This is a genomic window from Pseudomonas sp. 5.2 (genome assembly GCF_059025405.1).
In genome coordinates this window covers 64,777-89,419 of record NZ_JBYBHH010000008.1, presented here as the reverse complement: position 1 = coordinate 89,419, position 24,643 = coordinate 64,777, and the positions used below count along the sequence as shown (strand labels likewise).

Below are 24,643 nucleotides of genomic sequence, written 5' to 3'. Positions count from 1 at the left end.
AAGAGCTGCTCGAGTTCCAGGCATACGAACTGGACCCCCCGGAACCCGCCGACGACGCCACCGAGCTTTAGCCGGCCTGCCGCTGACTGCGGCGAAACTCCCCCGGCGTGAGGCCGGTCCAGCGCTTGAATGCGCGCTGGAAAGCCTCTGCCGAAGCAAACCCCAACAGATAAGCGATTTCGCCGAAAGCCAGCTCCGTGTCACGGATGTAGGTTTCGGCCAGGTCGCGCCGTGTCTCGTTCAACACGTCGCGAAAACGCGTCCCTTCTTCGGCCAGCTTGCGCCGCAATGTCCAGGTCGGCAACTGCAGGCTCAGCGCCACTTCGTCCAGGTCCGGCTCGCGGCCGCCATTGAGCAGCGGGCCGAGCAGGTGCGTGATGCGTTCACCGAGGCTGCGCACCCGCGTGCGCTGCTGCAACTCCGCTTCGCAAAGCTGTAGCAGGTGCTGCCAGGTGCTCGGGCAATGCTGCGGGTTGGCCATCTGCAGGGTGGCGCGGCTAAGGCGCAGTTGATTACCGTCGGCGCCGAACTGCACTGGGGTGCTGCACAGCGCCTGGTATTGGGCGGCATAGGGCGGCGCGGCAAATTCAATTTCAAGCCGTTCGGCCTGCAGCACAGTCCCCGCCAGGTCGCCCAGTTGCGCCAGCCAGCCGGCGAGCAGGGAGTCGACCACGAAGCGGTTGTAGGTGTTGTAGGGGCTGATGGAGTAAAACCGCAGCCAGGCGCCTTGGGCATCTTCCTGAAAGCGCGAGTGGCCCCGGTAGTTGGCAGCGTACAGCGGCTCAAAGCGCAACAAGGTGCGCGCCGCTTCGCCCACGGTGGGCGCCTGGGCCGCGGTAATGCCCGCAAGGCCTGCATGCGCCAGGCGGCTGAGCCGGCCCATGTGCAGGCCCAGCGCCGGCTCGGCGCACAGCGCGATGGCGGCATGCCCAAGGTGCATGTAACGCGGGATCGACAGGCGTGCTCCGGCTTCGGCCAGGCGTGCCGCATCCAGGCCATAGCGTTGCAGCAGGGGCGCAGGGTCGTGGCCCAGCACGCGCAGGGCCTCGGCCAGTGGCTGGACAAACCCTACCGACAGATCACCCAGGCGCACGCGGGGGCGGGCCACGGGGTTACAACCAGAGGTTCAGCAGGCGGGCGCCATGGCTGGGGTTGCCCGCCAGCAGTTGACCCGACTGATGGGCGAAGCCCTGGCCATCGCTGGCCTGCTCCCAGAACTGCCCACGCATGAACACGCTCATGCTGCTGACGTCTTCGCCAGCGGCCTGGGTCAGGCGTTGCCAGGCGTTTTGTTCGCTGACTTCGCCACGCTTGAGGGCGAGTTCGGCCGCCGCGTCCTGATGGCGATTGCCACGCCATGGCGCCTCCCAGCTGCCTTTGCCACTGAGGAATACCGGGTTGGCGATCAATTGCACGGATTGTTGTGTCAGTTGCTGGTGGTTTTCCGGGTACCAGCTGTCACTGCCGACCAGCACGCCCAGGCGCCCGGCCGGGGTTTGCAGCACCTGCAGCGGTTGCTGGCGGCCATCATGGATGAAGCGGCGCGTTTCGCTGTCCGGGTACTGCTGACGCTGTGGCTGGCCCAGCAGCGAGCCGTCGCCGGCAAACACCACGCTGCTGTTGTACAGCGGGCCATTGCCGGCGTGCAGCACGCCTTGTTTGACATAGGGGGCCGGCAGCACGATGGAGCCGGCCACCAAGGTGACGCCAAACTCCTTGGCCAGGCCTCCGAACAACTGCTGATAATCGGCGGCCATCTGCTCCGCCTTCATGCGCAGGTGGGCGTCGCTGCGCCAGTCGTCGGCGTTGGCGCGCAGCATGGCCAGGCCATAGCGCAGCGGGTTGCTCAGTTCCAGCCATTGCAAGGCCTCGCGGCTCTGCGTGACTTGGTACAGCTCGTTCTTTTCACCCCGTGCCCACAGCCAGGTACCGATGTGCTCAGGCAGCACCACCACCGTACGTGGGCCGACCAACCCCTGTACGCGAGCCTGCTGCAAATAGGCCGAAAGCTTGCGGTGCAGGCGTTGCAGGTTCTGGTAGTCACTGGGGTAGAGCAGCGGTTCGACGCCAAGCAAATTGCCTCGCTCACCGGGCACGCCATGGTTGAGCGCCAGCTCGATGCGCAGGTCGGAAAGGTAGTGGCCTTCCGGGCGCTGCTGGGTCCAGAAGCCGTAGCCGCACAGGGCGGCAATCATCACCAGCGCCAGGGCGCTTGCCAGAAGTTTTCGCATGAAGCGGTACAGCGCCTTGGAAGTTGGAGTTGTGTAGGGTAGCCCTGCTGTACGGGAGGATCAATAAGTTGTCAGTTTCGATCATTGAGGCTGTTCAAACAGCTGTTTAATGTCAGTGGCAGATAAACGACGGGGCCCGCCAGCTGGCGAGGCACCCGCATTCCGTGATCACGCCACATGGGGACATTCCATGGCTGCCGACCGTTATCCGCACCTGCTCGCACCGCTTGACCTGGGCTTCACCACCTTGCGCAACCGCACCCTGATGGGCTCGATGCACACGGGCCTTGAAGAACGCCCCGGCGGCTTCGAGCGCATGGCGGCCTATTTTGCCGAGCGCGCCCGTGGCGGCGTCGGCCTGATGGTCACCGGCGGTATCGCTCCGAATGACGAGGGCGGCGTCTATTCCGGCGCTGCCAAGCTCAGCACCGAGGAAGAGGCCGACAAGCACCGCATCGTGACCGAGGCGGTGCATGCCGCTGGCGGCAAGATCTGCCTGCAGATCCTCCATGCCGGGCGCTATGCCTACAGCCCGCGCCAGGTCGCGCCCAGCGCGATCCAGGCGCCGATCAACCCGTTCAAGCCCAAAGAACTGGACGAAGCAGGCATCGAGAAACAGATCGTCGACTTCGTCAATTGCGCCGCGCTGGCTCAGAGGGCCGGCTATGACGGCGTCGAGATCATGGGTTCGGAAGGCTACTTCATCAACCAGTTCCTGGCCGCCCACACCAACCACCGTACCGACAGGTGGGGGGGCAGCTATGAAAACCGCATGCGCCTGGCCGTCGAGATCGTCAGCCGTGTGCGCGGCGCGGTGGGCCCGAACTTCATCATCATCTTCCGCCTGTCGATGCTCGACCTGGTCGAAGGGGGCAGCACCTGGGACGAAATCGAGCTGCTGGCCAAGGCCATCGAGCAGGCGGGGGCGACCCTGATCAATACCGGTATCGGGTGGCACGAAGCGCGTATCCCGACCATCGCCACCAAAGTGCCGCGGGCGGCGTTCAGCAAGGTCACCGCCAAGCTGCGTGGCACCGTGAGCATTCCGCTGATCACCACCAACCGCATCAACACCCCGGAAGTGGCCGAGGCGGTGCTCGCCGAAGGCGATGCCGACATGGTTTCGATGGCCCGGCCGTTCCTGGCCGACCCGGACTTCGTCAACAAGGCCGCTGCTGGGCGCGCTGACGAGATCAACACCTGCATCGGTTGCAACCAAGCCTGCCTGGACCACACCTTCGGCGGCAAGCTGACCAGTTGCCTGGTCAACCCGCGCGCCTGCCACGAGACCGAACTCAACTACCTGCCTGTGCGCAACGTGAAGCGTATTGCCGTTGTCGGTGCTGGCCCGGCCGGCCTGGCTGCCGCCACCGTGGCCGCCGAGCGGGGCCACCAGGTGACCTTGTTCGATGCCGCTGGCGAGATCGGCGGGCAGTTCAACGTGGCCAAGCGGGTGCCGGGCAAGGAAGAGTTCTTCGAGACCCTGCGCTATTTCCGTAACAAGCTGAGCAGCACTGGCGTAGACCTGCGCCTGAACACCCGCGTCGATGTACAGGCGCTGGTGGACGGCCGCTTCGACGAGGTTATCCTGGCCACCGGGATCGCGCCGCGTACGCCCGCGATACCGGGGGTCGAGCATGCCAAGGTGCTCAGCTACCTGGACGTGCTGCTCCAGCGTAAGCCAGTCGGCCAGGCTGTCGCGGTGATTGGCGCGGGTGGCATCGGTTTCGATGTGTCCGAATACCTGGTGCACCAGGGCGTGGCCAGCAGCCAGGACCGCGAGGCGTTCTGGAAAGAGTGGGGCATCGACACCCAGCTCGAGGCCCGCGGTGGTGTGGCCGGCATCAAGGCTGCGCCGCACGCGCCGGCACGCCAGGTGTATCTGCTGCAGCGCAAGCAGTCCAAGGTTGGCGACGGGTTGGGCAAGACCACCGGCTGGATCCACCGGACGGGGCTGAAGAACAAGCAGGTGCAGATGCTCAACGGCGTGGAGTACCTGGGTATCGATGATGCCGGCTTGCATATTCGGGTCGGTGGCGGTGAGCCGCAATTGCTGGCGGTGGACAACGTGGTGATCTGTGCCGGGCAGGAGCCGCTGCGAGAGCTGCAAGAAGGCTTGCTGGCGGCAGGCCAGTCGGTGCACTTGATTGGTGGCGCGGATGTGGCGGCCGAGCTGGATGCCAAGCGGGCGATCAACCAAGGCTCGCGGTTGGCTGCCGAGCTTTGAGATAGCCGGGGGCCGCGAAGCGGCCCCCGATGTTCGCTGATAAACTGAAGCCTTCGCTTCAGGCCCCGTTCCATGTCTATCGATTTTCTCGACCTGCCCCAGGCTCCTCTACACCCCTTGAACCTGCCCTGGCTACAAAACGCCAAGGTCGAAGTCGCCATCCTGCGCCTGGACCTGATCGACCCCCTGATCAGCGGCAACAAGGGGTTCAAGCTGCGCCACCACCTCCAGCACGCTCATGAATCAGGTGCCCCTGGCCTGATCAGCCTCGGCGGCAGCCACTCCAACCACCTTCATGCCCTGGCCGCTGCCGGCAAACGCTTTGGCTTCGCCACGGCCGGCCTGCTGCGTGGCCACCCCCAGGACACGCCCACCGTGCGCGATCTGCAGGCGTTGGGCATGCACGTGCACTGGCTCGGCTATGGTGGCTACCGCGCCCGTCATGAGGCGGGTTTCTGGCAACCCTGGCAGGCACGTTACCCTGGTTGGCACTGCATTCCCGAAGGCGGCGGCGGCTTGGCCGGCGCGCAGGGTTGCGGGTTGATCGTCGCGCAGGCGCGCGCGCAACTGGCCGAGATCGGTTGGGACGATTACAGCGCCTGGTGGCTGGCCGTGGGTACCGGTACAACGTTGGCCGGCCTGGTGCTGGAAGAGGCGGGCGCGCATGACGTGCACGGCGCGCTGGCGGTGCCCCGCGATCACGGCGTGCCGGACGTTGTGAGGGATCTGGCCGGCGGCAGTGGCTATCAACTGCATGATGCCTGCCGAGGCGGTTTCGCTCGGATCGACGACGAACTGCTGGCGTTCATCGACGCTTGCGAGCGGCACACAGGCGTGCCGCTGGAAGCGCTCTACACCGGCAAGGCCCTGCTGGCGCTGCGCGAGCAGGTCGAGGCCGGCCTGTTCGCGCCCGGCACCCGCCTGATCGTGCTGCATACCGGCGGCCTGCAAGGCCGGCGCGGTTATTTGTAGGGCAGCATGCGCAGCAGCGTGTTGTCGCGCTGCACATAGTGGTGATACAGCCCGGCCAATGCATGCAGGCCGATCAGCCAGTAACCCCAGCTGCCGATGCGTTCATGCCAGCCTTTGATGAATTTGGCCTGGTCTGGGTCCGCGCCGATGAGGTGCGGCAGTTCCAGCCCGTAGAAGGGGACTGGCTTGTCGGCGGCGCTCAAGATCAGCCAGCCGGCCAGGGGCAGGCCGATCATCAGCAGGTACAGCGCCAGGTGCATCAGGTGGGCAAGGCCGGTCTGCCAGGCCGGTGGCTTGGGCAGGATGGGCGGGGTGGGGCGGCTCAGGCGCACGGCCAGGCGCAGCCAGACCAGCACGAACACGGTCAGGCCCAGCATGAAGTGCAGGTCCTTCATCAGGTTGCGCTCGGCGCTGTCCTTGGGGAACAGGCCGCGAAACTCGATGCAGGCGTATACGACGGCCAGTAGCACCAGCATCAGCCAATGCAGGGCGATAGACAGGCGCGCGTAATGTTGTGTGGGGGTGGATGAAACCATGGAGGATCCTCGTCATCAGGTCTTGAAGTGGCGCTCTTGGTGACGCTCAGCACTCACTGTATCCGCTTGAGGGAACCAATCTTTGCTCCAGGTCGGTGAAAATTGTGTTGCTTGTACCGGCCTCTTCGCGGGCGCAATCATCGCGTGGGCAAAAGTGGCCAGCAATCAGCCACCAAAAACACCCGCTCCACTTCATGCCAGGCACCCTCGGCTTCTTGCTCCAGCCTGACCAGCATCTGCGCCGGCGCATGCTCATCCAGCCCCTGCAGCCAGGCCCCGAACTGCAGTGCCGTCCAGCACTCATCCGCCTCGACCCGCGCCGGTGCCAACCAGGCATCGCGGGGCAAAGGCTGCCAGCGTTCGCCAGTGGCCATCGACCAATCCCGCCGCCGCAACCAGCGCCCGCGCAGGTGCAGTGGGTTGGCCCCCTCGGGCGGTTCTGCCTGCCCAGGCCAGGGGTAGAACAGGTAACCGGCCAGCCACAGATGCGCCTGCACCTGCTGCACGCCAAGCCCGGCCAAGGCCGCGCGGCTCTGTGCGCCACTGGACATCGGCAACTGATGCCCAGTCAGGTGCGCCAGTTTGATCCCCAGCCGGTCATGGCAACCTGGGCCAAGCCATTGCGTCGGGTCTCGGCCATTGCTGTGGGTCGGCCCCAGGTAAAACTTGATGGCCAACTCGAAATGCTGCACCCCCTCGTCATCCCGCAGCAGAATGTCCAGCTCACCCAACGTCTGCCCGCCTGCGCGTATCGCCAGGTTCGCTGCCAGCAACTCAAGGCCCGGCGCCTGGCCCAGGGCGAACTGCCAGAGGCATTCGTAGTACAGGCCCAGCCGCCGACTGGTCAGGCGCGCCAGCCTGTCGCGCAGCGCTTGCTCGTCGGCATCCAGGGCCAGCAGCCAGGCCTTCAGGCGTTGCGGATCATCGGCCCAGGCGCTGCCGGCCAACGGGTGGCGCTGGGGGCAGGGCGGGGCGCTCAGCAGCGGGGGCGACAGCAATGCCCAGGCCAGGTCGCGCACGGCAGGGCGGCGCAACTGGCGAGGCAAGTCGTGGAGTTCGGCGAAAGGCATCATCCAGCGAGCATAGCCGGTTTGCCGCTACCCGGTCGTTTCGCCCATAATCGGCGCATAGTCACCCGCCGCAGAGCCTCGCAGGAGCCCCATGGAGCAATTTCGCAATATCGGTATCATCGGACGCCTTGGCAGCTCGCAGGTGCTCGACACCATTCGCCGACTGAAAAAATTCCTCCTCGAGCGCCACCTGCACGTGATCCTCGAGGACACCATCGCCGAAGTCCTGCCCGGCCACGGCCTGCAGACGTCCACGCGCAAGCTGTTGGGCGAGGTCTGCGACCTGGTCATCGTCGTCGGCGGTGACGGCAGCCTGCTCGGCGCCGCCCGCGCGCTGGCCCGGCACAACATCCCGGTGCTCGGCATCAACCGCGGCAACTTGGGCTTTCTCACCGACATCCGCCCTGACGAGCTGGAAGAAAAGGTCGCCGAAGTGCTCGACGGCCACTACCTGGTGGAAAACCGCTTCCTGCTGCAGGCCGAAGTACGCCGTCACCACGAGGCCATCGGCCAGGGCGACGCGCTCAACGACGTGGTCTTGCACCCCGGCAAGTCGACGCGGATGATCGAGTTCGAAATCTACATCGACGGCCAGTTCGTCTGCAGCCAGAAGGCCGACGGCCTGATCGTTGCCACCCCGACCGGCTCGACCGCCTACGCGTTGTCGGCTGGCGGCCCGATCATGCACCCCAAGCTCGACGCTATCGTCATCGTGCCGATGTACCCGCATACCCTGTCGGGCCGGCCGATCGTGGTGGACGGCAACAGCGAACTGAAGATTGTCGTGGCCAAGGACCTGCAGATTTACCCGCAGGTGTCCTGTGACGGCCAGAACCACTTCACCTGCGCCCCTGGCGACACCATCACGGTGAGCAAGAAACCGCAGAAGCTGCGCCTGATCCACCCGCTGGACCATAACTACTACGAAGTGTGCCGTACCAAACTCGGCTGGGGCAGCCGCCTTGGAAGCAGGGACGACTGATGCTCGATCCGGCGCGAAGTTTTGACATCATCGGTGACGTGCATGGCTGTGCGCTGACCCTTGAACGCTTGCTCGACGCCCTCGGTTACAAGCGCGTGGCCGGCGTCTGGCGTCACCCGCGGCGCCAGGCATTGTTCCTGGGCGACATCGTCGACCGTGGGCCGCGCATCCGCGAGGCATTGCACATCGTCCACGACATGGTCGAGGCCGGCCAGGCGTTCTGCATCATGGGCAACCATGAGTACAACGCCCTGGGCTGGGTCACCCCGGCGCTGCCCGGCAGCGGCAAGGCCCATGTGCGCGAACACACGCCACGCCACGCCCGGCTGATTGACGAGACCCTCACGCAGTTCGCCCACCACCCCGGCGACTGGCATGACTTCGTCAACTGGTTCTACGAACTGCCGCTGTTCGTCGACGCCGGGCGTTTCCGCCTGGTGCATGCCTGCTGGGACCCACGGCTGATCGAGCCGCTGCGCCAGCAATACCCGGACGGGCGCATCGACGAACATTTCATCCAGGCCTCGGCCGTGCCCGGCAGCTTTGCCGCCACCGTGTGCAATCGCCTGCTGCGGGGCACCGACATGCGCCTGCCGGACGGCTTGACCCTGACCGGTGGCGATGGCCTGACGCGCGCCTTCTTCCGCACCAAGTTCTGGGAAGAAGACCCGCAAACCTATGGCGACATCGTGTTCCAGCCCGATGCGCTGCCTGAAGCCGTCGCCAGCACGCCACTGAGCCATACCCAGAAGAACGCCTTGCTGCGCTATGCCGAGGACGAGCCTTTGTTGTTCGTCGGCCACTACTGGCGCAGCGGCCGCCCGGCGCCGATCCGCGACAACCTGGCCTGCCTCGACTACAGCGCGGTGCTTTACGGCAAGCTGGTCGCCTATCGGCTGGATGATGAAACCCGTATCGACCCGCACAAGTTCGTCTGGGTCGACGTCGACCGCCCACAGGCCAATCAATGAACATAATCGAAGTGATGCGCCTGCCGCTGTCGGTCGACCTCAGCGGCTTCGTGCACCTGCTGCAACGCTTGCAGGTGCCACACCGGGTCAGTGAAGAAGGTGAAGTCCAGGTGCTGTGGGCCCCCGACACGCTGGCCCAGGATGTGCTGCAACTCTACCAGCGCTATCCCGACGGTAACGCCGACCTTGAGCTTGCGCAGGCCCCTGTGGAAGGGGATTCAGCCGCGAGTGCCCCCACACAACCCTCCCTCAAAGACCAGGTCAAAGCCTGCAAGGTCACCGCCGCTGTCCTGCTGCTGTGCTTCATCGTTGCCGGCATCACCGGCCTTGGCGACAACTTCTCGACCATTGGCTGGTTCACCTTCCTCGACTTCCGCGTGCAGGGCGACTACCTGTACTTCACCCCACTGGCCCAGGGCCTCGCCGAAGGCCAATGGTGGCGCCTGGTGTCGCCGATGCTGCTGCATTTCGGCGTGCTGCACCTGGCCATGAACAGCCTGTGGTACTGGGAACTGGGCAAACGCATCGAGCTGCGCCAGGGGCCATGGCTGTTGCTGGGCCTGACCCTGTTGTTCAGCCTGGTTTCCAACCTGGCCCAGCACTACACCAGTGGCGCGAGCCTGTTCGGCGGCCTTTCTGGGGTGCTGTACGGGCTGCTCGGGCACATCTGGCTGTACCAGTGGCTGGCGCCCAACCCGCATTTCAACCTGCCCAAGGGCGTGCTGGTGATGATGCTCATCTGGCTGGTGGTGTGCCTGACCGGCGTGGTCGGCCAGCTCGGCTTCGGCCAAATCGCCAACGCCGCCCACGTCGGCGGCCTGCTCATCGGATGCCTGACAGGGCTCTTGGGTGGCGGCATGGCCCGGCGTAAACTGTCGGCTTGAATTAGGAGACGCTATGTCCACTTTCGCGCAAATGATCGAAAACATTACTCCCGAGATCTACGAGAGCCTGAAAACGGCCGTGGAAATCGGCAAATGGTCCGATGGCCGCAAGCTCACTGCCGAGCAGAAAGAGCTGTCGCTGCAGGCGGTGATCGCCTGGGAAATGAAAAACCTCCCCGAAGACCAGCGTACCGGCTACATGGGGCCGCAAGAGTGCGCCTCGAAGTCTGCGCCAATCGCTAACATTCTGTTCAAGTCGGACTCGGTACATTGATCGAACTCGCTCGTGGCTCTTTGAGCAAGATGGCGGTGCGCCTTGAAGCACCGGTCGTGCAATACAGCTTTCGCCTGGGTGAAGAGCAGGTGCCGGTCAACCCGTTGATCGGCCAGCGCTTGCGCCTCGAGTACCTCGGCGCCATTCACTGCAGCCATTGCGGCAAGCGCACCAAGACCAGCTTCAGCCAGGGTTACTGCTACCCGTGCATGACCAAGCTGGCCCAGTGCGACGTGTGCATCATGGCCCCGGAACGCTGCCACTATGATGCCGGCACCTGCCGCGAACCGTCCTGGGGCGAGCAGTTCTGCATGACCGACCACGTCGTCTACCTGGCCAACTCGTCAGGGGTCAAGGTCGGTATCACCCGCGCCACCCAGTTGCCCACCCGTTGGCTCGACCAGGGTGCCAGCCAGGCGCTACCGATCATGCGCGTGGCCACCCGCCAGCAATCGGGCCTGGTCGAAGACGTGCTGCGTAGCCAGGTACCGGACCGCACCAACTGGCGCGCTCTGCTCAAGGGTGACGCCGAGGCGCTGGACCTGGTGGCCATTCGTGAACAGATCTTCGATGCCTGCGCCGACGGCCTGCGCGAGCTGCAAGCGCGCTTCGGCTTGCAGGCGATCCAGCCGCTGCCGGATGCCGAAGTGGTGCAAATGCGTTACCCGGTCGAGGCCTACCCGACGAAGATCGTCAGCTTCAACCTGGACAAGAACCCGGTAGTGGAAGGCACGCTGCTGGGCATCAAGGGCCAGTACCTGATCTTCGACACCGGCGTGATCAACATTCGCAAGTACACGGCCTACCAGTTGGCCGTGCTCCAGTAAAAAGGACCTGCACATGCGTACCGAACAACCGCAAGTGATCTACCTCAAGGACTACCAGGCGCCCGAGTACCTGATCGACGAGACGCACCTGACCTTCGAGCTGTTCGAGGACCACACCCTGGTCCATGCGCAACTGGTCATGCGCCGCAACCCGGCACGCGGTGCCGGCCTGCCGCCGTTGGTGCTCGACGGCCAGCAGCTTGAGCTGCTGCGCGCTTCGCTGGACGATGTCGAGCTGCAGGCGAGCGATTACCAGCTCGAAGCCGACAGCCTGACCGTGCAGCCCAAGGCCGAGCGTTTCACCCTCGACACCAGCGTGAAGATCCACCCCGAGAGCAACACCGCGCTGGAAGGCCTGTACAAGTCCGGCAAGATGTTCTGCACCCAGTGCGAGGCCGAGGGCTTCCGCAAGATCACCTACTACCTCGACCGCCCGGACGTGATGAGCACCTTCACCACCACGGTGATCGCCGAGCAGCATCGCTACCCGGTGCTGTTGTCCAACGGTAACCCCATCGGCAGCGGGCCGGCAGAAGACGGCCGCCATTGGGCAACGTGGGAAGACCCGTTCATGAAACCGGCCTACCTGTTCGCCTTGGTGGCAGGTGACCTCTGGTGCGTCGAGGACAATTTCGTGCGCCAGTCGGGCCGCGATGTGACCCTGCGCATCTACGTCGAACCCGAGAACATCGACAAGTGTGACCACGCCATGGTCAGCCTGAAGAAGTCCATGCGCTGGGACGAAGAAGTCTATGGCCGCGAGTACGACCTGGACATCTTCATGATCGTCGCGGTCAACGACTTCAACATGGGCGCCATGGAAAACAAGGGCCTGAACATCTTCAACTCCAGCTGCGTGCTGGCCCGGGCCGAAACCGCCACCGACGCCGCCCACCAGCGTGTCGAAGGCGTGGTGGCCCACGAGTACTTCCACAACTGGTCGGGCAACCGGGTCACCTGCCGTGACTGGTTCCAGCTGTCGCTCAAGGAAGGCTTCACGGTGTTCCGCGACGCCGAGTTCAGCGCCGACATGAACTCGCGCACGGTCAAGCGCATCGAAGACGTCGCTTACCTGCGGACCCACCAGTTCGCCGAAGATGCCGGCCCCATGGCCCACCCGGTACGCCCGGACAGCTTCATCGAAATCTCCAACTTCTACACCCTGACTGTGTACGAAAAGGGTGCCGAGGTTGTACGCATGGTCCGCACCCTGCTGGGGGCCGAGGGCTTCCGTAAGGGCAGCGACCTGTATTTCGAGCGCCACGATGGCCAGGCGGTGACCACCGACGACTTCATCAAGGCCATGGAAGATGCCAACGGCGTTGACCTGACCCAGTTCAAACGCTGGTACAACCAGGCGGGCACGCCGCGCCTGGAGGTCAGCGAAGCCTATGATGCAGGCGCCCAGACTTACAGCCTGACCTTCCGCCAGAGCTGCCCGCAGACCCCGGACAAGGCCGAGAAGCTGCCGTTCGTGATCCCGGTCGAGCTGGGCCTGCTGGATGCCGAAGGCAACGACCTGCCGCTGCGCCTGGCGGGTGAAGCCGCGGCTGGCGTCACCAGCCGCGTGCTGTCGGTGACCGAGGCGGAGCAAACCTTCACCTTCGAAGGCCTCACGGCCAAGCCGCTGCCCTCGCTGCTGCGAGGCTTCAGCGCGCCGGTGAAGTTGAGCTTCCCGTACGACCGCGACCAGCTGATGTTCCTCATGCAGCACGACAGCGATGGTTTCAACCGCTGGGAAGCGGGCCAACAGCTGTCGGTGCAGGTGCTGCAGGAGCTGATCGGCCAGCATCAACGTGGCGAAGCGTTGAAGCTCGACCCGCGCCTGATCACCGCCCTTGGTACCGTGCTGGGCAACGAATCGCTGGACGCCGCCATGGTCGCCGAGATGCTCTCGCTGCCGGGCGAGGCCTACCTCACCGAAATCAGCCAGGTAGCTGACGTCGATGCCATTCACGCCGCCCGCGAGTTCGCCCGCCAGCAGATCGCCGAGCAGCTGTTCGATGGCCTGTGGGCCCGCTACCAGGCGCACCGCGAGGTCTCGCGCAGCACGGCCTACGTCGCCGCGGCCGAGCACTTCGCCCGCCGCAGCCTGCAGAACATCGCCCTGTCGTACCTGATGCAGAGCGGCAAGCCGCAGGTGCTGGAGGCGACCCTGGAGCAGTTCGACCAGTGCGACAACATGACCGAGCGCCTGACCGCACTGGCGGTGCTGGTCAACTCGCCGTTCGAAGCCGAGCGGGCCAAGGCGCTGGAAACCTTCGCCGAGCACTTCAAGGACAACCCGTTGGTCATGGACCAGTGGTTCAGCGTGCAGGCCGCCAGTTCGCTGCCAGGCGGGCTGGCCCGGGTCAAGGCGCTGATGCAGCACCCGGCGTTCACCCTGAAAAACCCGAACAAGGTGCGGGCGTTGGTGGGGGCGTTTGCCGGGCAGAACCTGGTCAACTTCCATGCGGCCGATGGTTCGGGTTATCGCTTCTTGGCGGACCTGGTGATCGAGCTGAATGCGCTGAACCCGCAGATTGCCTCGCGTCAATTGGCCCCGCTGACCCGCTGGCGCAAGTACGACGACGCGCGTCAGGCGTTGATGAAGGGTGAGCTGGAGCGGATTCTGGCTTCTGGGGCGCTGTCCAGTGATGTGTATGAGGTGGTGAGCAAGAGCTTGGCGTGAGCCTGGCAGATCCAGGGGCTGCTGTGCAGCCCATCGCAGGCAAGCCAGCTCCTACAGGTAAAGCGCACAGTTCAAGGGCGGCGCTGTACCTGTAGGAGCTGGCTTGCCTGCGATGGGCCGCACAGCGGCCCCGGCTTTTGGGCGGTTAACAAAACATAACGTCCCGTTCGTTGTAATTCTTTAGCCTTCCCCGATACGATTCCCACAAGCCTCTAACACAGGCTTTTCAACGCACAGACCCACCAAGAAGAACACAACAGGGGACGGTCATGAGGGAGCGTGTGATGACGCAGGTTAGGCGTGGTGCCTGGCCGTTGGCGGCTGGCGCGGTGCTGGCGCTGGCACTTGGGATGTGGGCGGACACCGCGCAAGCGGCGCCTGCCGACGAATACTCCACCGAATCGGCCAAGGCCAGTCAGAGCCTGCTGATCGACGCCGCCCAGGCCGGCAAGCGTCTGGTGGTGGTCGGTGATCGCGGTCATATCCTGTTCTCCGACGACCAGGGCAAGACCTGGACCCAGGCCCGGGTACCCACCCGGCAACTGCTCACCGCTGTGTTCTTCTTCGACGACAAGCGCGGCTGGGCTGTCGGCCACGATGCGCAGATCCTCGCCAGTACCGATGGCGGCGCGACCTGGAGCAAGCAATTCGAAGACCTGTCCCGCGAAGCCCCGCTGCTCGACGTCACCTTCCTCGACGCCCAGCACGGTTTTGCCGTGGGTGCCTATGGCGCACTGCTGGAAACCACCGACGGCGGCCAGCACTGGCAGGACGTTGCCGAGCGCCTGGATAACGCCGACCAACTGCACCTTAACGGCATCGCCGTAATCAAGGACGCCGGCCTGTTCATCGTCGGCGAGCAGGGCAGCATGTTCCGCTCAGGTGACAACGGCCAGACCTGGGCCAAGGTCGACGGCCCTTACGAGGGCTCGCTGTTCGGTGTGGTGGGCACCGCCCAGCCTAATACGCTGTTGGCCTATGGCCTGCGCGGCAACTTGTTCCGTTCTACCGACTTCGGCGACAGCTGGCAGCCGATCGAACTCAAGGCCGCGCGCGGCACGCTCGAATTCGGCCTGGCAAGCGCTACGCTTGTCGAGGATGGCAGCGTGGTGCTGGTCGGTAACGGCGGCAGCGTGTTGCGCAGCCATGACGACGGGCAAACCTTCAGCGTCTACAACCGTGCCGACCGCATCGCCCTGGCCGGCGTCACCGGCCTGACAACCGGCGGCTTGCTGCTGGTGGGGCAGGGGGGCGTGCACCTGGCCACCGCCGAAGGCGCCGACCAGGCTGCCAAGGATGCGCGTCCATGACTAGCAGGGAGAGCATCACCATGCACCCGCATCACCAGGACAAGGCCACGCTGCTCGAACGCCTGATCTTCAACAACCGCCCCGTGGTCATCGCCCTGTGCGTGCTGGTCAGCATTTTCCTGTTCTGGCAGGCCACGCAGATCCGCCCCTCGACCAGTTTCGAGAAGATGATCCCGCTTGAGCACCCGTTCATCGAACAGATGATGGAGCACCGCAACGACCTGGCCAACCTCGGCAACACCGTGCGTATTTCGGTCGAGGCGGTCAACGGTGACATCTTCGACAAGGACTACATGGAGACCCTGCGCCAGATCCATGACGAGGTGTTCTACATCCCCGGCGTCGACCGCGCCGGGCTGAAGTCGCTGTGGAGCCCCAGCGTGCGCTGGACCGAGGTGACCGAAGAGGGCTTCTCCGGTGGCGAGGTGATCCCCAATACCTACAACGGCTCGGCCGAAAGCCTCGATGCCTTGCGCGACAACGTGCTCAAGTCCGGCCAGGTCGGGCGCCTGGTGGGCAACAACTTCAAGTCCAGCATCGTCGATGTGCCGCTGCTGGAGAGCTACCCCGACCCGCAGGACCAAGGCAAGCAGGTCAAGCTCGACTACCAGCAGTTCTCGCACCTGCTCGAAGAGAAGATCCGCGACAAGTTCCAGGCGCAGAACCCCAACGTGAAGATCCATATCGTCGGCTTCGCCAAGAAGGTCGGCGACCTGATCGACGGCCTGGTGATGGTGGCGATGTTCTTCGGCGTGGCCCTGGGCATCACCTGGGTGCTGCTGTACTGGTTTACCTGGTGCATCCGCAGCACCATCGCTGTGCTCATCACCACCCTGGTGGCGGTGGTCTGGCAGCTGGGCTTGATGCATGCGGTGGGCTTCGGCCTCGACCCGTATTCGATGCTGGTACCCTTCCTGATCTTCGCCATCGGCATTTCCCACGGGGTGCAGAAGATCAACGGCATCGCCTTGCAGTCGAGTGGCGCCGACAACGCACTGACCGCTGCCCGGCGCACGTTCCGCCAGCTGTTCCTGCCGGGGATGATCGCCATCCTTGCTGACGCAGTGGGCTTCATCACCCTGCTGATCATCGACATCGGGGTCATTCGCGAGCTGGCCATCGGCGCCTCGATCGGCGTCGCGGTGATCGTCTTTACCAACCTGATCCTGCTGCCGGTGGCGATTTCCTATGTCGGCATCAGCAAGAAGGCGGTCGAGCGCAGCAAGAAGGACGCGACCCGCGAGCACCCGTTCTGGCGCCTGCTGTCCAACTTCGCCAGTGCCAAGGTGGCGCCGGTGTCTGTTGCCGTGGCCTTGGTGATGTTCGCCGGTGGCCTCTGGTACAGCCAGAACCTGAAAATCGGCGACCTCGACCAGGGCGCGCCAGAGCTGCGCCCGGACTCGCGCTACAACCAGGACAACAACTTCATCATCAGCAACTATTCGACCAGCTCGGACGTGCTGGTGATCATGGTCAAGACGCCATCGGAAAGCTGCTCGATCCACTCGACCATGGCGCCGATAGACGAGCTGATGTGGACCATGGAGAACACCCCGGGCGTGCAGTCGGCGATCTCGCTGGTGACCGTGTCCAAGCAGGTGATCAAGGGCATGAACGAGGGCAGCCTGAAATGGGAGACCCTGTCGCGCAACCCGGACATCCTCAACAACTCCATCGCCCGCGCCGACGGCCTGTACAACGCCGACTGCTCACTGGCACCGGTGCTGGTGTTCCTCAACGACCACAAGGCCGAGACCCTGGAGCGCGTCACTGCCGCCGCCAAGGCCTTTGCAGACAGCCACAACAAAGAGGGCCTGCAGTTCCTGCTGGCAGCCGGTAACGCCGGGATCGAGGCAGCCACCAACGAGGTGATCAAGTCGGCCGAACTGACCATTCTGGTGCTGGTGTACATCTGCGTCGCGGTGATGTGCCTGATCACCTTCCGCTCGTTTGCCGCAACCCTGTGTATCGTCCTGCCGCTGGTGCTGACCTCGGTGCTGGGCAATGCGCTGATGGCCTACATGGGCATTGGCGTGAAGGTTGCGACGTTGCCGGTGGTGGCCTTGGGTGTGGGCATCGGCGTGGACTATGGCATCTACATCTACAGCCGCCTGGAAAGCTTCCTGCGTGCAGGCCTGCCGTTGCAGGAAGCCTATTACGAAACCCTGCGCTCGACCGGCAAGGCGGTGTTGTTCACCGGGTTATGCCTGGCCATTGGTGTGTGCACCTGGATCTTCTCGGCGATCAAGTTCCAGGCCGACATGGGCTTGATGCTGACCTTCATGCTGCTGTGGAACATGTTCGGTGCGCTGTGGCTGTTGCCGGCGCTGGCGCGGTTCCTGATCAAGCCTGAGAAGATGGTGGGCAAGGAGGGCGGGTCCATTTTTGCCCATTGATTGCTGGGGGCCGCGTTGCGGCCCATTCGCAGCACAAGGCTGCTCCTACAGGGGTTGAGTGATGTTTGTAGGAGCAGCCTTGTGCTGCGAATGGGCTGCAGAGCAGCCCCAGGGTTATACTGCCGCCACATTTCAAATTGGTACCCTCATGTCCCCCCTCGCCACCGCCCTCCAAACCTGCGACATGCTGCTGATCGATGGCCTGCACGCCTTCGATTTCACGTCCAACGAAACCGGCCTGACCGTCGAATGCATGGACGGCCGCCAGCTGCGTCGCTGGAACTTCACCCCCGAGCAGATCGCTGCCGCCACCGCCACGGGCGACGAGTGGACGCTCAACGGTGCCCAGGGCGAGCATCGTCTAGTCTGTATGAGTGCCTTTCGCGCCCCGGATGAAGACCACGATGAACCGGATCTGGACGAGCCTGCTGACCGCTAGCCTGATGAGCCTGACAATCAACGCCCACGCCGCCACGCTGCTGGTGGGCAGCTACACCGATGGCCAGAGCCAAGGCATCTACCGCTACCTGTTCGACAGCAAGACAGGCCAGATCACGCCGACGCCGCAACAGGTGGTCAAGAGCGAGAACCCTTCCTGGCTGGTGCTCTCGGCCGACCAACGGCAACTGTTCGCAGTCAACGAAACCGCGCAAGGCCACGTCAGCAGTTTCAGCGTGAGCCGCAAAGGCGAGATCAAACCGCTCAACCAGGTGGCCACCCGAGGCGATGAGCCGACCCACGCCAGCCTCAGTCGCGACCAGCGCTTCCTGTTCGTTGCCAACTACGCCGTCAAGCCAGACCCCGGCGGCAGCCTGGTGGTGATCCCGGTGGCCAAGGACGGCAAGCTCAAGGACGTGGTGCAGCAAGCCCGCCATAAACCAAGCGGCGTAAACCCCGAACGCCAGGCCGGCGCCCATGTGCACTCGCTGGTGCTGTCGCCGGACGGCCAGCACCTGTATGCCTGCGACCTGGGCGCCGACAAGGTGTTCATCTACCGTTACGACGGTGCCAGCACAGACCACCCGCTCACGCCGGCGATACCGGCGTCGGTGGCCCTGCCGCCGGGCAGCGGCCCGCGTCACCTGCTGTTCGACGCGAAGGGGCGACACGCCTACCTGACACTGGAAATGAGCGCCGAGGTGGTGGTGTTCGACGTCCAGGAAGGCAACCTGGTCGAGCGCCAGCGTCTGCCCCTGACGGACCACCAGGACGCTGCGGCCAAGGCCGCTGGCGGCCTGCACCTGTCGGCGGATGGGCGCTTCTTGTACGTGAGCAATCGCGGCACGGCCAACGAGATCGTGGCCTTCAGCGTGGGCAAGGACGATGGCCAGTTGGCGTTCTTGCAACGCCGTTCGGTGGAGGGCGATCACCCTCGGGAATTTACCCTCGACCCTAGCGACAACTTCCTGTTGGTGGCCAACCAGAAGAGTGACCAGATCGTGGTCATGCGCCGTGACCCGCGTAGCGGCAAGCTCGGTGAGACAGTACAGACGCTGCCGCAGGCTGCGCCGTCGGACCTGAAGTTCATCGAGTGACGCCAGGTGTTCGGCGTTCGTTTTTGGGCGTTCTTGAGATCGAGCGCCGCCCGCGCGGCGCTTCGCAGCACAAGGCTGCTCCTACATTTGTTTCGGGCCAGTCACGCCTGTGAAGGCGGCGCGCGACCGCCCTGTAGGAGCAGCCTTGTGCTGCGAAGCGCCGCGCGGGCGGCGCTCGACCTCAAAACTACTCAAGCATGCCCGCCGGACACTGCCAGCTATCGCGCCATCACTGCCTTGAACAGATCCGACCCCAGCCAGCCCTCCAGCCAGCTCCGCACCCGCGGATAAGCCGCCTCGGCGAACCACTGCGGTTCGACCCCGGCAAACTGGCGCATCAGGGGCAGCAAGGCGGCATCGGCAAGGCTCGGGTGATCGGCCAGCAGGTACGCACGCCCTTCGAGCAAAGCCTCGAGCTCCACCAACCAGGCTTCGGCCTGCTGGCGGTAGTGCTCGCGGCTATGTTCGGGGTAGCGCTCGGCGTACTTGTACAGGTTCACCTGCGCCTTGAACGTGCTGTCGTTTCGGGCGATCAGCGCCTCAGCCTGTTGCGCCGCCGCAGGGTCAGCCAGTAGCTGCCAGTCCTGCGGGTCGTTGCGTTGCAGTGCCCAGCGCATGATGTCCAGGCTTTCTTCCAGCACACCTGCCCCGGTGTCCAGCACCGGCACCGTGCCCTTGGGCGACAAGGCCAGCAGCGCGGCGGGCTTGTGCTTCATCGCCACTTCTTCAATCTGCACCTCGCACCCGGCGTAGCGCAAGGCCAGGCGCGCGCGCATGGCCCAAGGGCAGCGGCGGAACGAGTAGAGGATCACCCGCACACCTCGACGTCACTCAGGCCGTTGCCCTGGCGGCGTACCTGGATCTGCACCGGGATCCGCTCATGCATCTCCTGCACGTGGGAGATCACCGCCACCTTGCGGCCTTGCGCCTGCAGGCCGTCGAGGGCATCCATGGCCAGTTGCAGCGACTCTGGGTCGAGGCTGCCGAAGCCTTCGTCGATGAACAATGATTCGATGCGCAAGGTGCTCGACGCCATCGACGCCAGGCCAAGGGCCAGGGCCAGCGAGACCAAGAAGGTTTCACCGCCCGACAGCGAATGCACCGAGCGCAGCTCGTCGCCCATCTCGGTGTCCAGCACCAGCAGGCCGAGGGCGCTGCCGCCACGTTTCAGGCGGTAACGACGCGCCAGCTGGCGCAATTGGCTGTTGGCATGGTGCAGCAGCAGGTCGAGGTTGTAACCCTGGGCGATCTTGCGGAACACATCGCCAGAGGCCGAGCCGATCAGCGCATTGAGCCGCGCCCAGCGCTGCCACTGCTGATGGGCGTGCTCGATTTCCGTGGCCAGGGCCTGGTACGCCTGTTGACGGCGCTGGTCTTCGGCTTGGGCGGCGCGCAGCTCGGCGCACTGCTGTTCATGGTTGGCCAGCACTTCGCGTAGCTCGAGCAACGACTGCTCCAGGTCTTCGGCCGTGGCTTCGACACTGGCTTGCGCGGCATGTTGCTGCAGCCGCTGTTCACGCTCCTGCAACAGTACGCGGCCTTGTTCGATAGCCTTTTCCGCCGCCTGCAGGTGCTGGCGCAGTTCAGCCATTTGCGCGTCGTCCATGGCCAGCAAGCGGTCCAGGCCACTGTCGTCCAGCTCGGGGTGTTCGGCGCGCCATTGGGCGATTTCCCCCTGCAACTGCTGGTGCTCCTGTTCGAGCGCCTGTTGGCGGGCGATGTTGGCCTTGAGTTCGCCGGCCAGTTGCAGGGCTTGGGTGCGGGCGTGTTGCAGGCGCTCGGCCGTTTCGGCCTCGCTTGTGCGGGCCTGCTCCACCTGCTGTTCCAGATGGCGCTGCCAGTCTTCGGCGCGCGGGTGATCACCGAGCAACTCGGCCAATGCGGCGCGGGCTTTTTCCATCTGCTCGGCCAGCCCGTTGATCTGCTGCTGCAGGTCTTGCTGGCGCTGCACGCGGGTGTGTTGCTGATCGAGCAGGCGCTCCAGCTGTTGCTGGCGTTGCTGTTGTTCCTGCAGTTCGTCCTTTTGCTGGTCCAGCTGTTGCTGGCGCTGGGCGATCTGCTGGTCAAGGCTGAGGAAGGCGTGCGCTGGCTCGTCGTGCAGTGCCTGCAACACAGGCGCTGGCAGCAGGGTGGCGAAATCAGCCAGGGCCTGTTCGAGGCGTTCCTGGTCGGCGGCCAGGGCTTGATGCTGTTGGTCCAGGCGGCGCTGGGCCTGCTGTTGGGCTTCGCTGGCAGCCTGCAACTGCTGGTTCAGGCGGGCGGCATCGCGTTGCAGGGTCAGCAGGGTGGCCTGGCGTTTTTCGTCCCGGGCGATCTCTTGGTCGAGGCGCTGCAACTGGCTGTCCAGCCAACCACTGCGGGCCTTGCCTTCATGGGCGCTGAGGGCGGGCCACAAGGCATGGGCGGCGAGTTGGCCGGCCAATGGCTGCAATTGCTCGTTCAGTTGCGCCTGTTGGTGCTGGTATTCCTTGATCTGGCCGTTGACCACACCCACTTGGGTGCGCAGTTCGATCAGGCGGGTATTGAATTGCTCAACCTGAGCCAGGGCCGTGGCTTCTTCGGCCTGGTCATGCCGGCCAAGGCTCTGCAGCAGCGCTTCAGGCTGGTGGAAGGGGTGTTCGGCGCTGCCGCAAACCGGGCACGGTTCGCCATCGTGCAACTGCGCACGCAGTTCTTCGACGCTGGTGTTGCGTGCCAGGCGCTGGCGTTCCAGCAGTTGCCGGGTCAGTGCCAGCGCCTGCTCGGCGGCTTCCAGCTCGGCCTTGGCGGCAGTGCCTTCGCCAATCAGTTGCTGGCGTTGCTGCAGGGCCTGTTGCTGGCGTTCGCGCAGCGACTGAATACCCTGCTGCAGCTCCTGCTCGCGGGCGTGCAGGCGCGACAGTTCTTCCACGGCGCGTTGTTGCTTGCGGTTTTCTTGCAGCATGCCACCCAGCAGGTCGAGCTGCTCGGCCAGGGCCTGAGGCTCTGCTGCGGCTTCGCGGAACAACACGTCGAGGGCGTCGCGCTGTTCCTGCAGTTGCGCATTGGCCTGGCTGGCCTGGGCCTGCAGGCCGGGCAGTTCTTCGCGGCCCTGGTTCAGGCGGTTGCCGATTTGCAGCAACTGTTGCAGCTGCGGGCGATAGGCCTGCCAGGCGTTGGTCAGGGCGGCCAGGGGCGCACTCTCAGCCAGGGCTGCTTCAATGTGGGCCAGTTGCTGCTGGCCGCGCTGCTGGTGCTCGGTCAGTTGCTGCAATTGTTGCTGCAGCTCGGCTGCGGCCAGGTCGGCCTGCTGGCCGGTTTCGCGCGCCTTGCCCAGTTCCTGTTCCAGGCGGGTGAGGGTGTCTTGCTCGGCGAACGCCTGGCGCAAGCGCGGGGCGTTTTCGCCTTGGCTGGCCTGGGCCTGGCTCAGCGCCTGGCGGGCTGATTCGAGGGCCTGCTCCAGTTCGCCGGTGCGGTTGTGCAGGTCGCTTTGCTGGCGCTGTTGTGCGTCGAGCTCGCTGGCCAGTGGCGCGCGTTGCGCGGCCAAGGCCTGCTGCCGGTGGAACTGGTGGCGCTGTGGCGCCAGGCGCTCCAGGCGTTGCAGGTCCAGGCGCTGTTCGGCCAGCTGCTGCCAGGCCTGTTCGGCGGCCTGCAGGGTTGCATGGGCTTCGGCCTGCTGTACCTGCAGCAGGCGCTGCTCATTGAGCCAGCCACGCTGTTGCTCCAACTGGCGCTCACGCGCCTGGTCGGCCTTGAATTGCTGCTGCGCCTGCTCCAGGCGTTGGTCGAGCTCGGCGCGGGCTTCGGCCAGCAGCGGCAGCAGGTGGCTGGCACGGTCTTTCAGGGCGTTGTGCGTTTCACCGGCCTCGCGGGCCTTGCTGAATGCGCGTTGGCCAAGGCGGGTGTAGATCGCCGTGTTGGTGAGCTTTTCCAGCAGCTCGCTGCGTTCCTTGTCGTCGGCCTTGAGGAACGCACCGAACTCGCTCTGGGCCAGCATCACTGCGCGGGTGAACTGCTCGAAGTTCAGGCCCAGGCGTGCTTCGACCAGTTGCTTGTATTCGTTCTTGCCGCTGGCCAGCACCTGCTCGCTGTCCAGGTCATAGAAGCTCTGGCGGCTGTGTTGCAGCTTGCCATTGGCCTTGTCGCGGGCGCGGTTGGCCTCCCAGCGGGCGCGGTAGCGACGGCCATCGATGCCGACGAAGTCGACTTCGGCAAAACCGCTGCCCGTGCCGCGGCGCACCAGGTTGCGCGGGTCCGAGGTCGGGATCTCGCCGTCGGCGTCCGGTACCTTGGCTTCGCGGCCGATGTCGTTGAGCCGCGGCACGGTGCCGAACAGGGCCAGGCACAGGGCATCGAGCAGCGTGCTCTTGCCGGCGCCGGTTGGCCCGGTGATGGCGAACAGGCCGGCGCTGGCCAGCGGCTCGGCGGTGAAGTCGATGTCGATTGGGCCGGCCAGGGATGCCAGGTTCTTCAGGCGGATGGCGAGAATCTTCATGGCTGTTCCTCTTCCAACTGGACGTCCTGCAAGAGCAGGGCGAAATCGGCCAGGGCCTGCTCATCGGCGGGGTTGCCGTAGGCCTGTTCCCAGGCGCGGCTGAACAGATCCTGCGGGGTCATCTGGGACAGTTCGACGAAGGCCAGGTCGTCGTCCTCGGCACTCGTGCGCCCGGCGTATTCGGCGCTGATGCGGATCAGCCGCACGGCCTTGCCTTGCAGCGCCCCCTCGACTTGCTGACGCAGGTCGGGTTGCGGTTCGTCCAGCACCACACGCACTTCGAGCCAGGGCTGACGATTGGGGTCTTCGAGCAAGTCGATCACCGGCAGCTCAGCCAGCTGTACCAGCAACTCGCCGAGCGGCGCCGGGCCAATGCGTTGCAGGGCCACGGCGCGGGGCACCAGGCGCGGCTCGACGCTGACCAGCTCGGCGCCGTCCAGCTCCACCTCCAGCACCTGGTGCGGGTAGTTGATTTCGGCAAACGACAGCGGGATCGGCGAGCCGCTGTAGCGAATGCGCGCTTCGCGGTTGACCTTCTGCGGCTTGTGCAGGTGGCCCAGGGCGACATAGCTGATGGCCTTGTCGAACAGCTTGGCCGGCAGGGCCTCTGCGTTGCCGATGATCAGGCTGCGCTCAGAGTCCTCGGACACCGCACCCCCGGCCATGTGGGCATGGCTGATGGCGACCAGCGCCTGGTCCTTCTTGCGCTTTTGCTGGGCAGCGGCAATCAGTTGCTGGTGCACCTGGGTGATGCCGTGCAGGTAATCGTCACCCAACTGCGGGCCGGTCACTTCTGCCGGGCGCAGGAAGGGCAGGGCCAGGCACCAGGCGCTGACCTTGCCGCGGGCGTTGGTCAGCGGGATCAGCAGGCGCTCGGCATCCAGCTGGCCTTCATCGAGCCAGTGCACACGGCCCAAGGCGTGGGTGCGCAAGCGGCGCATGAGCGCAGCGGGCAGTTCGATGCGTGAGCCGGAGTCGTGGTTGCCGGCGATCATCACGATGTCCAGCTTGGGCTGTTGCTCATGGGCCTGGACGATGAAGTCGTAGAGGCGCTCCTGGGCTTTGACCGGTGGGTTGACCGTGTCGAAGATGTCGCCAGCGATCAGCAGCGCATCCGGCTGGCGCAGGTGCAGTTGGCCGAGCAGCCAGTCGAGGAAGCAGGCGTGTTCGAAGTCGCGTTCCTGGCCGTGCAGGCTTTGGCCCAGGTGCCAGTCGGAGGTATGAAACAGACGCATGGATGACCTGTTGGTGTCGAGTCGAGCAAGCGGGGGGCTTGGCTTGGATGATGGGCGTTGCGCAGGGGG

The 24,643-nt window shown here is 64.9% G+C and carries 19 protein-coding genes; 12 read left to right on the top strand and 7 right to left on the bottom strand.

From position 1 onward, the window contains the following. Window positions 1-67: 67 nt before the first annotated feature. Both AC5PZ0_RS14260 and AC5PZ0_RS14255 read right to left on the bottom strand, forming a co-directional pair. Entirely contained in the window at window positions 68-1,108 is a 1,041-nt protein-coding gene (locus AC5PZ0_RS14260) for an AraC family transcriptional regulator (RefSeq protein ID WP_027596716.1), read from the bottom strand. A gap of 4 nt (window positions 1,109-1,112) precedes the next feature. Then, a complete protein-coding gene (locus AC5PZ0_RS14255) occupies window positions 1,113-2,231 on the bottom strand; it encodes a nitrilase-related carbon-nitrogen hydrolase (RefSeq protein ID WP_027596715.1) in 1,119 nt (372 codons plus the stop codon). 190 nt (window positions 2,232-2,421) lie between these two features. Between AC5PZ0_RS14255 and AC5PZ0_RS14250 the strand changes: the two genes are divergently transcribed. Continuing rightward, entirely contained in the window at window positions 2,422-4,458 is a 2,037-nt protein-coding gene (locus AC5PZ0_RS14250) for an oxidoreductase (RefSeq protein ID WP_493855229.1), read from the top strand. Window positions 4,459-4,536: 78 nt separating this feature from the next. Continuing rightward, on the top strand, window positions 4,537-5,430 hold the full coding sequence (locus tag AC5PZ0_RS14245; RefSeq protein WP_493855273.1) for a 1-aminocyclopropane-1-carboxylate deaminase/D-cysteine desulfhydrase: 894 nt from the start codon (window positions 4,537-4,539) through the stop codon (window positions 5,428-5,430). Here AC5PZ0_RS14245 and cybB read toward each other — a convergent pair. Together cybB and AC5PZ0_RS14235 are read right to left on the bottom strand one after the other, a co-directional pair. Continuing rightward, window positions 5,421-5,966, bottom strand: a complete 546-nt coding sequence (cybB, locus tag AC5PZ0_RS14240; protein ID WP_099430082.1) for a cytochrome b561 — start codon at window positions 5,964-5,966, stop codon at window positions 5,421-5,423. The genes AC5PZ0_RS14245 and cybB overlap by 10 nt on opposite strands. Window positions 5,967-6,103: 137 nt before the next feature. Then, a complete protein-coding gene (locus AC5PZ0_RS14235) occupies window positions 6,104-7,039 on the bottom strand; it encodes a DUF1853 family protein (protein WP_493855228.1) in 936 nt (311 codons plus the stop codon). An 88-nt stretch (window positions 7,040-7,127) separates the two neighbouring features. On the opposite strand from AC5PZ0_RS14235, the gene AC5PZ0_RS14230 reads away from it, so the two are divergent. From AC5PZ0_RS14230 to AC5PZ0_RS14185, 10 genes are all read left to right on the top strand, one after another. After that, window positions 7,128-8,018 (top strand): NAD(+) kinase, encoded by an 891-nt coding sequence (locus AC5PZ0_RS14230; RefSeq protein WP_027596710.1) that lies wholly within the window; start codon window positions 7,128-7,130, stop codon window positions 8,016-8,018. Beyond that, window positions 8,018-8,989 carry a metallophosphoesterase gene (locus tag AC5PZ0_RS14225; RefSeq protein ID WP_027596709.1) on the top strand — a complete coding sequence of 324 codons (972 nt, stop codon included), beginning with the start codon at window positions 8,018-8,020 and terminating at the stop codon, window positions 8,987-8,989. The genes AC5PZ0_RS14230 and AC5PZ0_RS14225 overlap by 1 nt, the downstream gene beginning before the upstream one ends. Beyond that, window positions 8,986-9,873: a rhomboid family intramembrane serine protease gene (locus AC5PZ0_RS14220; protein ID WP_027596708.1), complete on the top strand. Its 888-nt coding sequence runs from the start codon at window positions 8,986-8,988 to the stop codon at window positions 9,871-9,873. Before AC5PZ0_RS14225 ends, AC5PZ0_RS14220 begins: the two co-directional genes overlap by 4 nt. Before the next feature lie 13 nt (window positions 9,874-9,886). Further along, window positions 9,887-10,147 carry a YeaC family protein gene (locus AC5PZ0_RS14215; protein WP_051099822.1) on the top strand — a complete coding sequence of 87 codons (261 nt, stop codon included), beginning with the start codon at window positions 9,887-9,889 and terminating at the stop codon, window positions 10,145-10,147. Then, window positions 10,144-10,974, top strand: a complete 831-nt coding sequence (locus AC5PZ0_RS14210) for a DUF2797 domain-containing protein (protein WP_454242294.1) — start codon at window positions 10,144-10,146, stop codon at window positions 10,972-10,974. The genes AC5PZ0_RS14215 and AC5PZ0_RS14210 overlap by 4 nt, the downstream gene beginning before the upstream one ends. Window positions 10,975-10,987: 13 nt before the next feature. Next, window positions 10,988-13,645, top strand: a complete 2,658-nt coding sequence (pepN, locus tag AC5PZ0_RS14205; protein ID WP_493855227.1) for an aminopeptidase N — start codon at window positions 10,988-10,990, stop codon at window positions 13,643-13,645. Between the two features lie 284 nt (window positions 13,646-13,929). Next, window positions 13,930-14,955 carry a WD40/YVTN/BNR-like repeat-containing protein gene (locus AC5PZ0_RS14200; protein WP_493855226.1) on the top strand — a complete coding sequence of 342 codons (1,026 nt, stop codon included), beginning with the start codon at window positions 13,930-13,932 and terminating at the stop codon, window positions 14,953-14,955. 20 nt (window positions 14,956-14,975) lie between these two features. Beyond that, window positions 14,976-17,351, top strand: coding sequence for an efflux RND transporter permease subunit (locus AC5PZ0_RS14195; RefSeq protein ID WP_027596703.1), 2,376 nt, complete (start codon window positions 14,976-14,978; stop codon window positions 17,349-17,351). 148 nt (window positions 17,352-17,499) lie between these two features. Further along, a complete protein-coding gene (locus AC5PZ0_RS14190; protein WP_027596702.1) occupies window positions 17,500-17,790 on the top strand; it encodes a DUF5629 family protein in 291 nt (96 codons plus the stop codon). Further along, window positions 17,756-18,886, top strand: a complete 1,131-nt coding sequence (locus AC5PZ0_RS14185) for a lactonase family protein (protein WP_493855225.1) — start codon at window positions 17,756-17,758, stop codon at window positions 18,884-18,886. The genes AC5PZ0_RS14190 and AC5PZ0_RS14185 overlap by 35 nt, the downstream gene beginning before the upstream one ends. Before the next feature lie 218 nt (window positions 18,887-19,104). Here the strand turns inward: AC5PZ0_RS14185 and AC5PZ0_RS14180 are convergent, their stop codons facing one another. Genes AC5PZ0_RS14180 through AC5PZ0_RS14170 form a run of 3 tightly spaced genes read right to left on the bottom strand, consistent with a single transcriptional unit; the run spans window position 19,105 to window position 24,574 of the window. Beyond that, complete coding sequence (locus AC5PZ0_RS14180; RefSeq protein ID WP_099430076.1) at window positions 19,105-19,698, bottom strand: glutathione S-transferase; 594 nt, start codon at window positions 19,696-19,698, stop codon at window positions 19,105-19,107. Beyond that, window positions 19,695-23,339 (bottom strand): AAA family ATPase, encoded by a 3,645-nt coding sequence (locus tag AC5PZ0_RS14175; protein WP_493855224.1) that lies wholly within the window; start codon window positions 23,337-23,339, stop codon window positions 19,695-19,697. The genes AC5PZ0_RS14180 and AC5PZ0_RS14175 overlap by 4 nt, the downstream gene beginning before the upstream one ends. Beyond that, window positions 23,336-24,574, bottom strand: coding sequence for an exonuclease SbcCD subunit D C-terminal domain-containing protein (locus tag AC5PZ0_RS14170; RefSeq protein WP_027596698.1), 1,239 nt, complete (start codon window positions 24,572-24,574; stop codon window positions 23,336-23,338). The genes AC5PZ0_RS14175 and AC5PZ0_RS14170 overlap by 4 nt, the downstream gene beginning before the upstream one ends. Window positions 24,575-24,643: the final 69 nt, after the last annotated feature.

Bases quoted from the DNA above. Each gene is read 5' to 3' on its own strand.
- AC5PZ0_RS14255 (WP_027596715.1), bottom strand. From the start codon at position 2,231: ATGCGAAAACTTCTGGCAAGCGCCCTGGCGCTGGTGATGATTGCCGCC.
- AC5PZ0_RS14250 (WP_493855229.1), top strand. From the start codon at position 2,422: ATGGCTGCCGACCGTTATCCGCACCTGCTCGCACCGCTTGACCTGGGC.
- cybB (WP_099430082.1), bottom strand. From the start codon at position 5,966: ATGGTTTCATCCACCCCCACACAACATTACGCGCGCCTGTCTATCGCC.
- AC5PZ0_RS14235 (WP_493855228.1), bottom strand. From the start codon at position 7,039: ATGATGCCTTTCGCCGAACTCCACGACTTGCCTCGCCAGTTGCGCCGC.
- AC5PZ0_RS14230 (WP_027596710.1), top strand. From the start codon at position 7,128: ATGGAGCAATTTCGCAATATCGGTATCATCGGACGCCTTGGCAGCTCG.
- AC5PZ0_RS14225 (WP_027596709.1), top strand. From the start codon at position 8,018: ATGCTCGATCCGGCGCGAAGTTTTGACATCATCGGTGACGTGCATGGC.
- AC5PZ0_RS14220 (WP_027596708.1), top strand. From the start codon at position 8,986: ATGAACATAATCGAAGTGATGCGCCTGCCGCTGTCGGTCGACCTCAGC.
- AC5PZ0_RS14215 (WP_051099822.1), top strand. From the start codon at position 9,887: ATGTCCACTTTCGCGCAAATGATCGAAAACATTACTCCCGAGATCTAC.
- pepN (WP_493855227.1), top strand. From the start codon at position 10,988: ATGCGTACCGAACAACCGCAAGTGATCTACCTCAAGGACTACCAGGCG.
- AC5PZ0_RS14200 (WP_493855226.1), top strand. From the start codon at position 13,930: ATGACGCAGGTTAGGCGTGGTGCCTGGCCGTTGGCGGCTGGCGCGGTG.
- AC5PZ0_RS14195 (WP_027596703.1), top strand. From the start codon at position 14,976: ATGCACCCGCATCACCAGGACAAGGCCACGCTGCTCGAACGCCTGATC.
- AC5PZ0_RS14190 (WP_027596702.1), top strand. From the start codon at position 17,500: ATGTCCCCCCTCGCCACCGCCCTCCAAACCTGCGACATGCTGCTGATC.
- AC5PZ0_RS14185 (WP_493855225.1), top strand. From the start codon at position 17,756: ATGAACCGGATCTGGACGAGCCTGCTGACCGCTAGCCTGATGAGCCTG.
- AC5PZ0_RS14175 (WP_493855224.1), bottom strand. From the start codon at position 23,339: ATGAAGATTCTCGCCATCCGCCTGAAGAACCTGGCATCCCTGGCCGGC.
- AC5PZ0_RS14170 (WP_027596698.1), bottom strand. From the start codon at position 24,574: ATGCGTCTGTTTCATACCTCCGACTGGCACCTGGGCCAAAGCCTGCAC.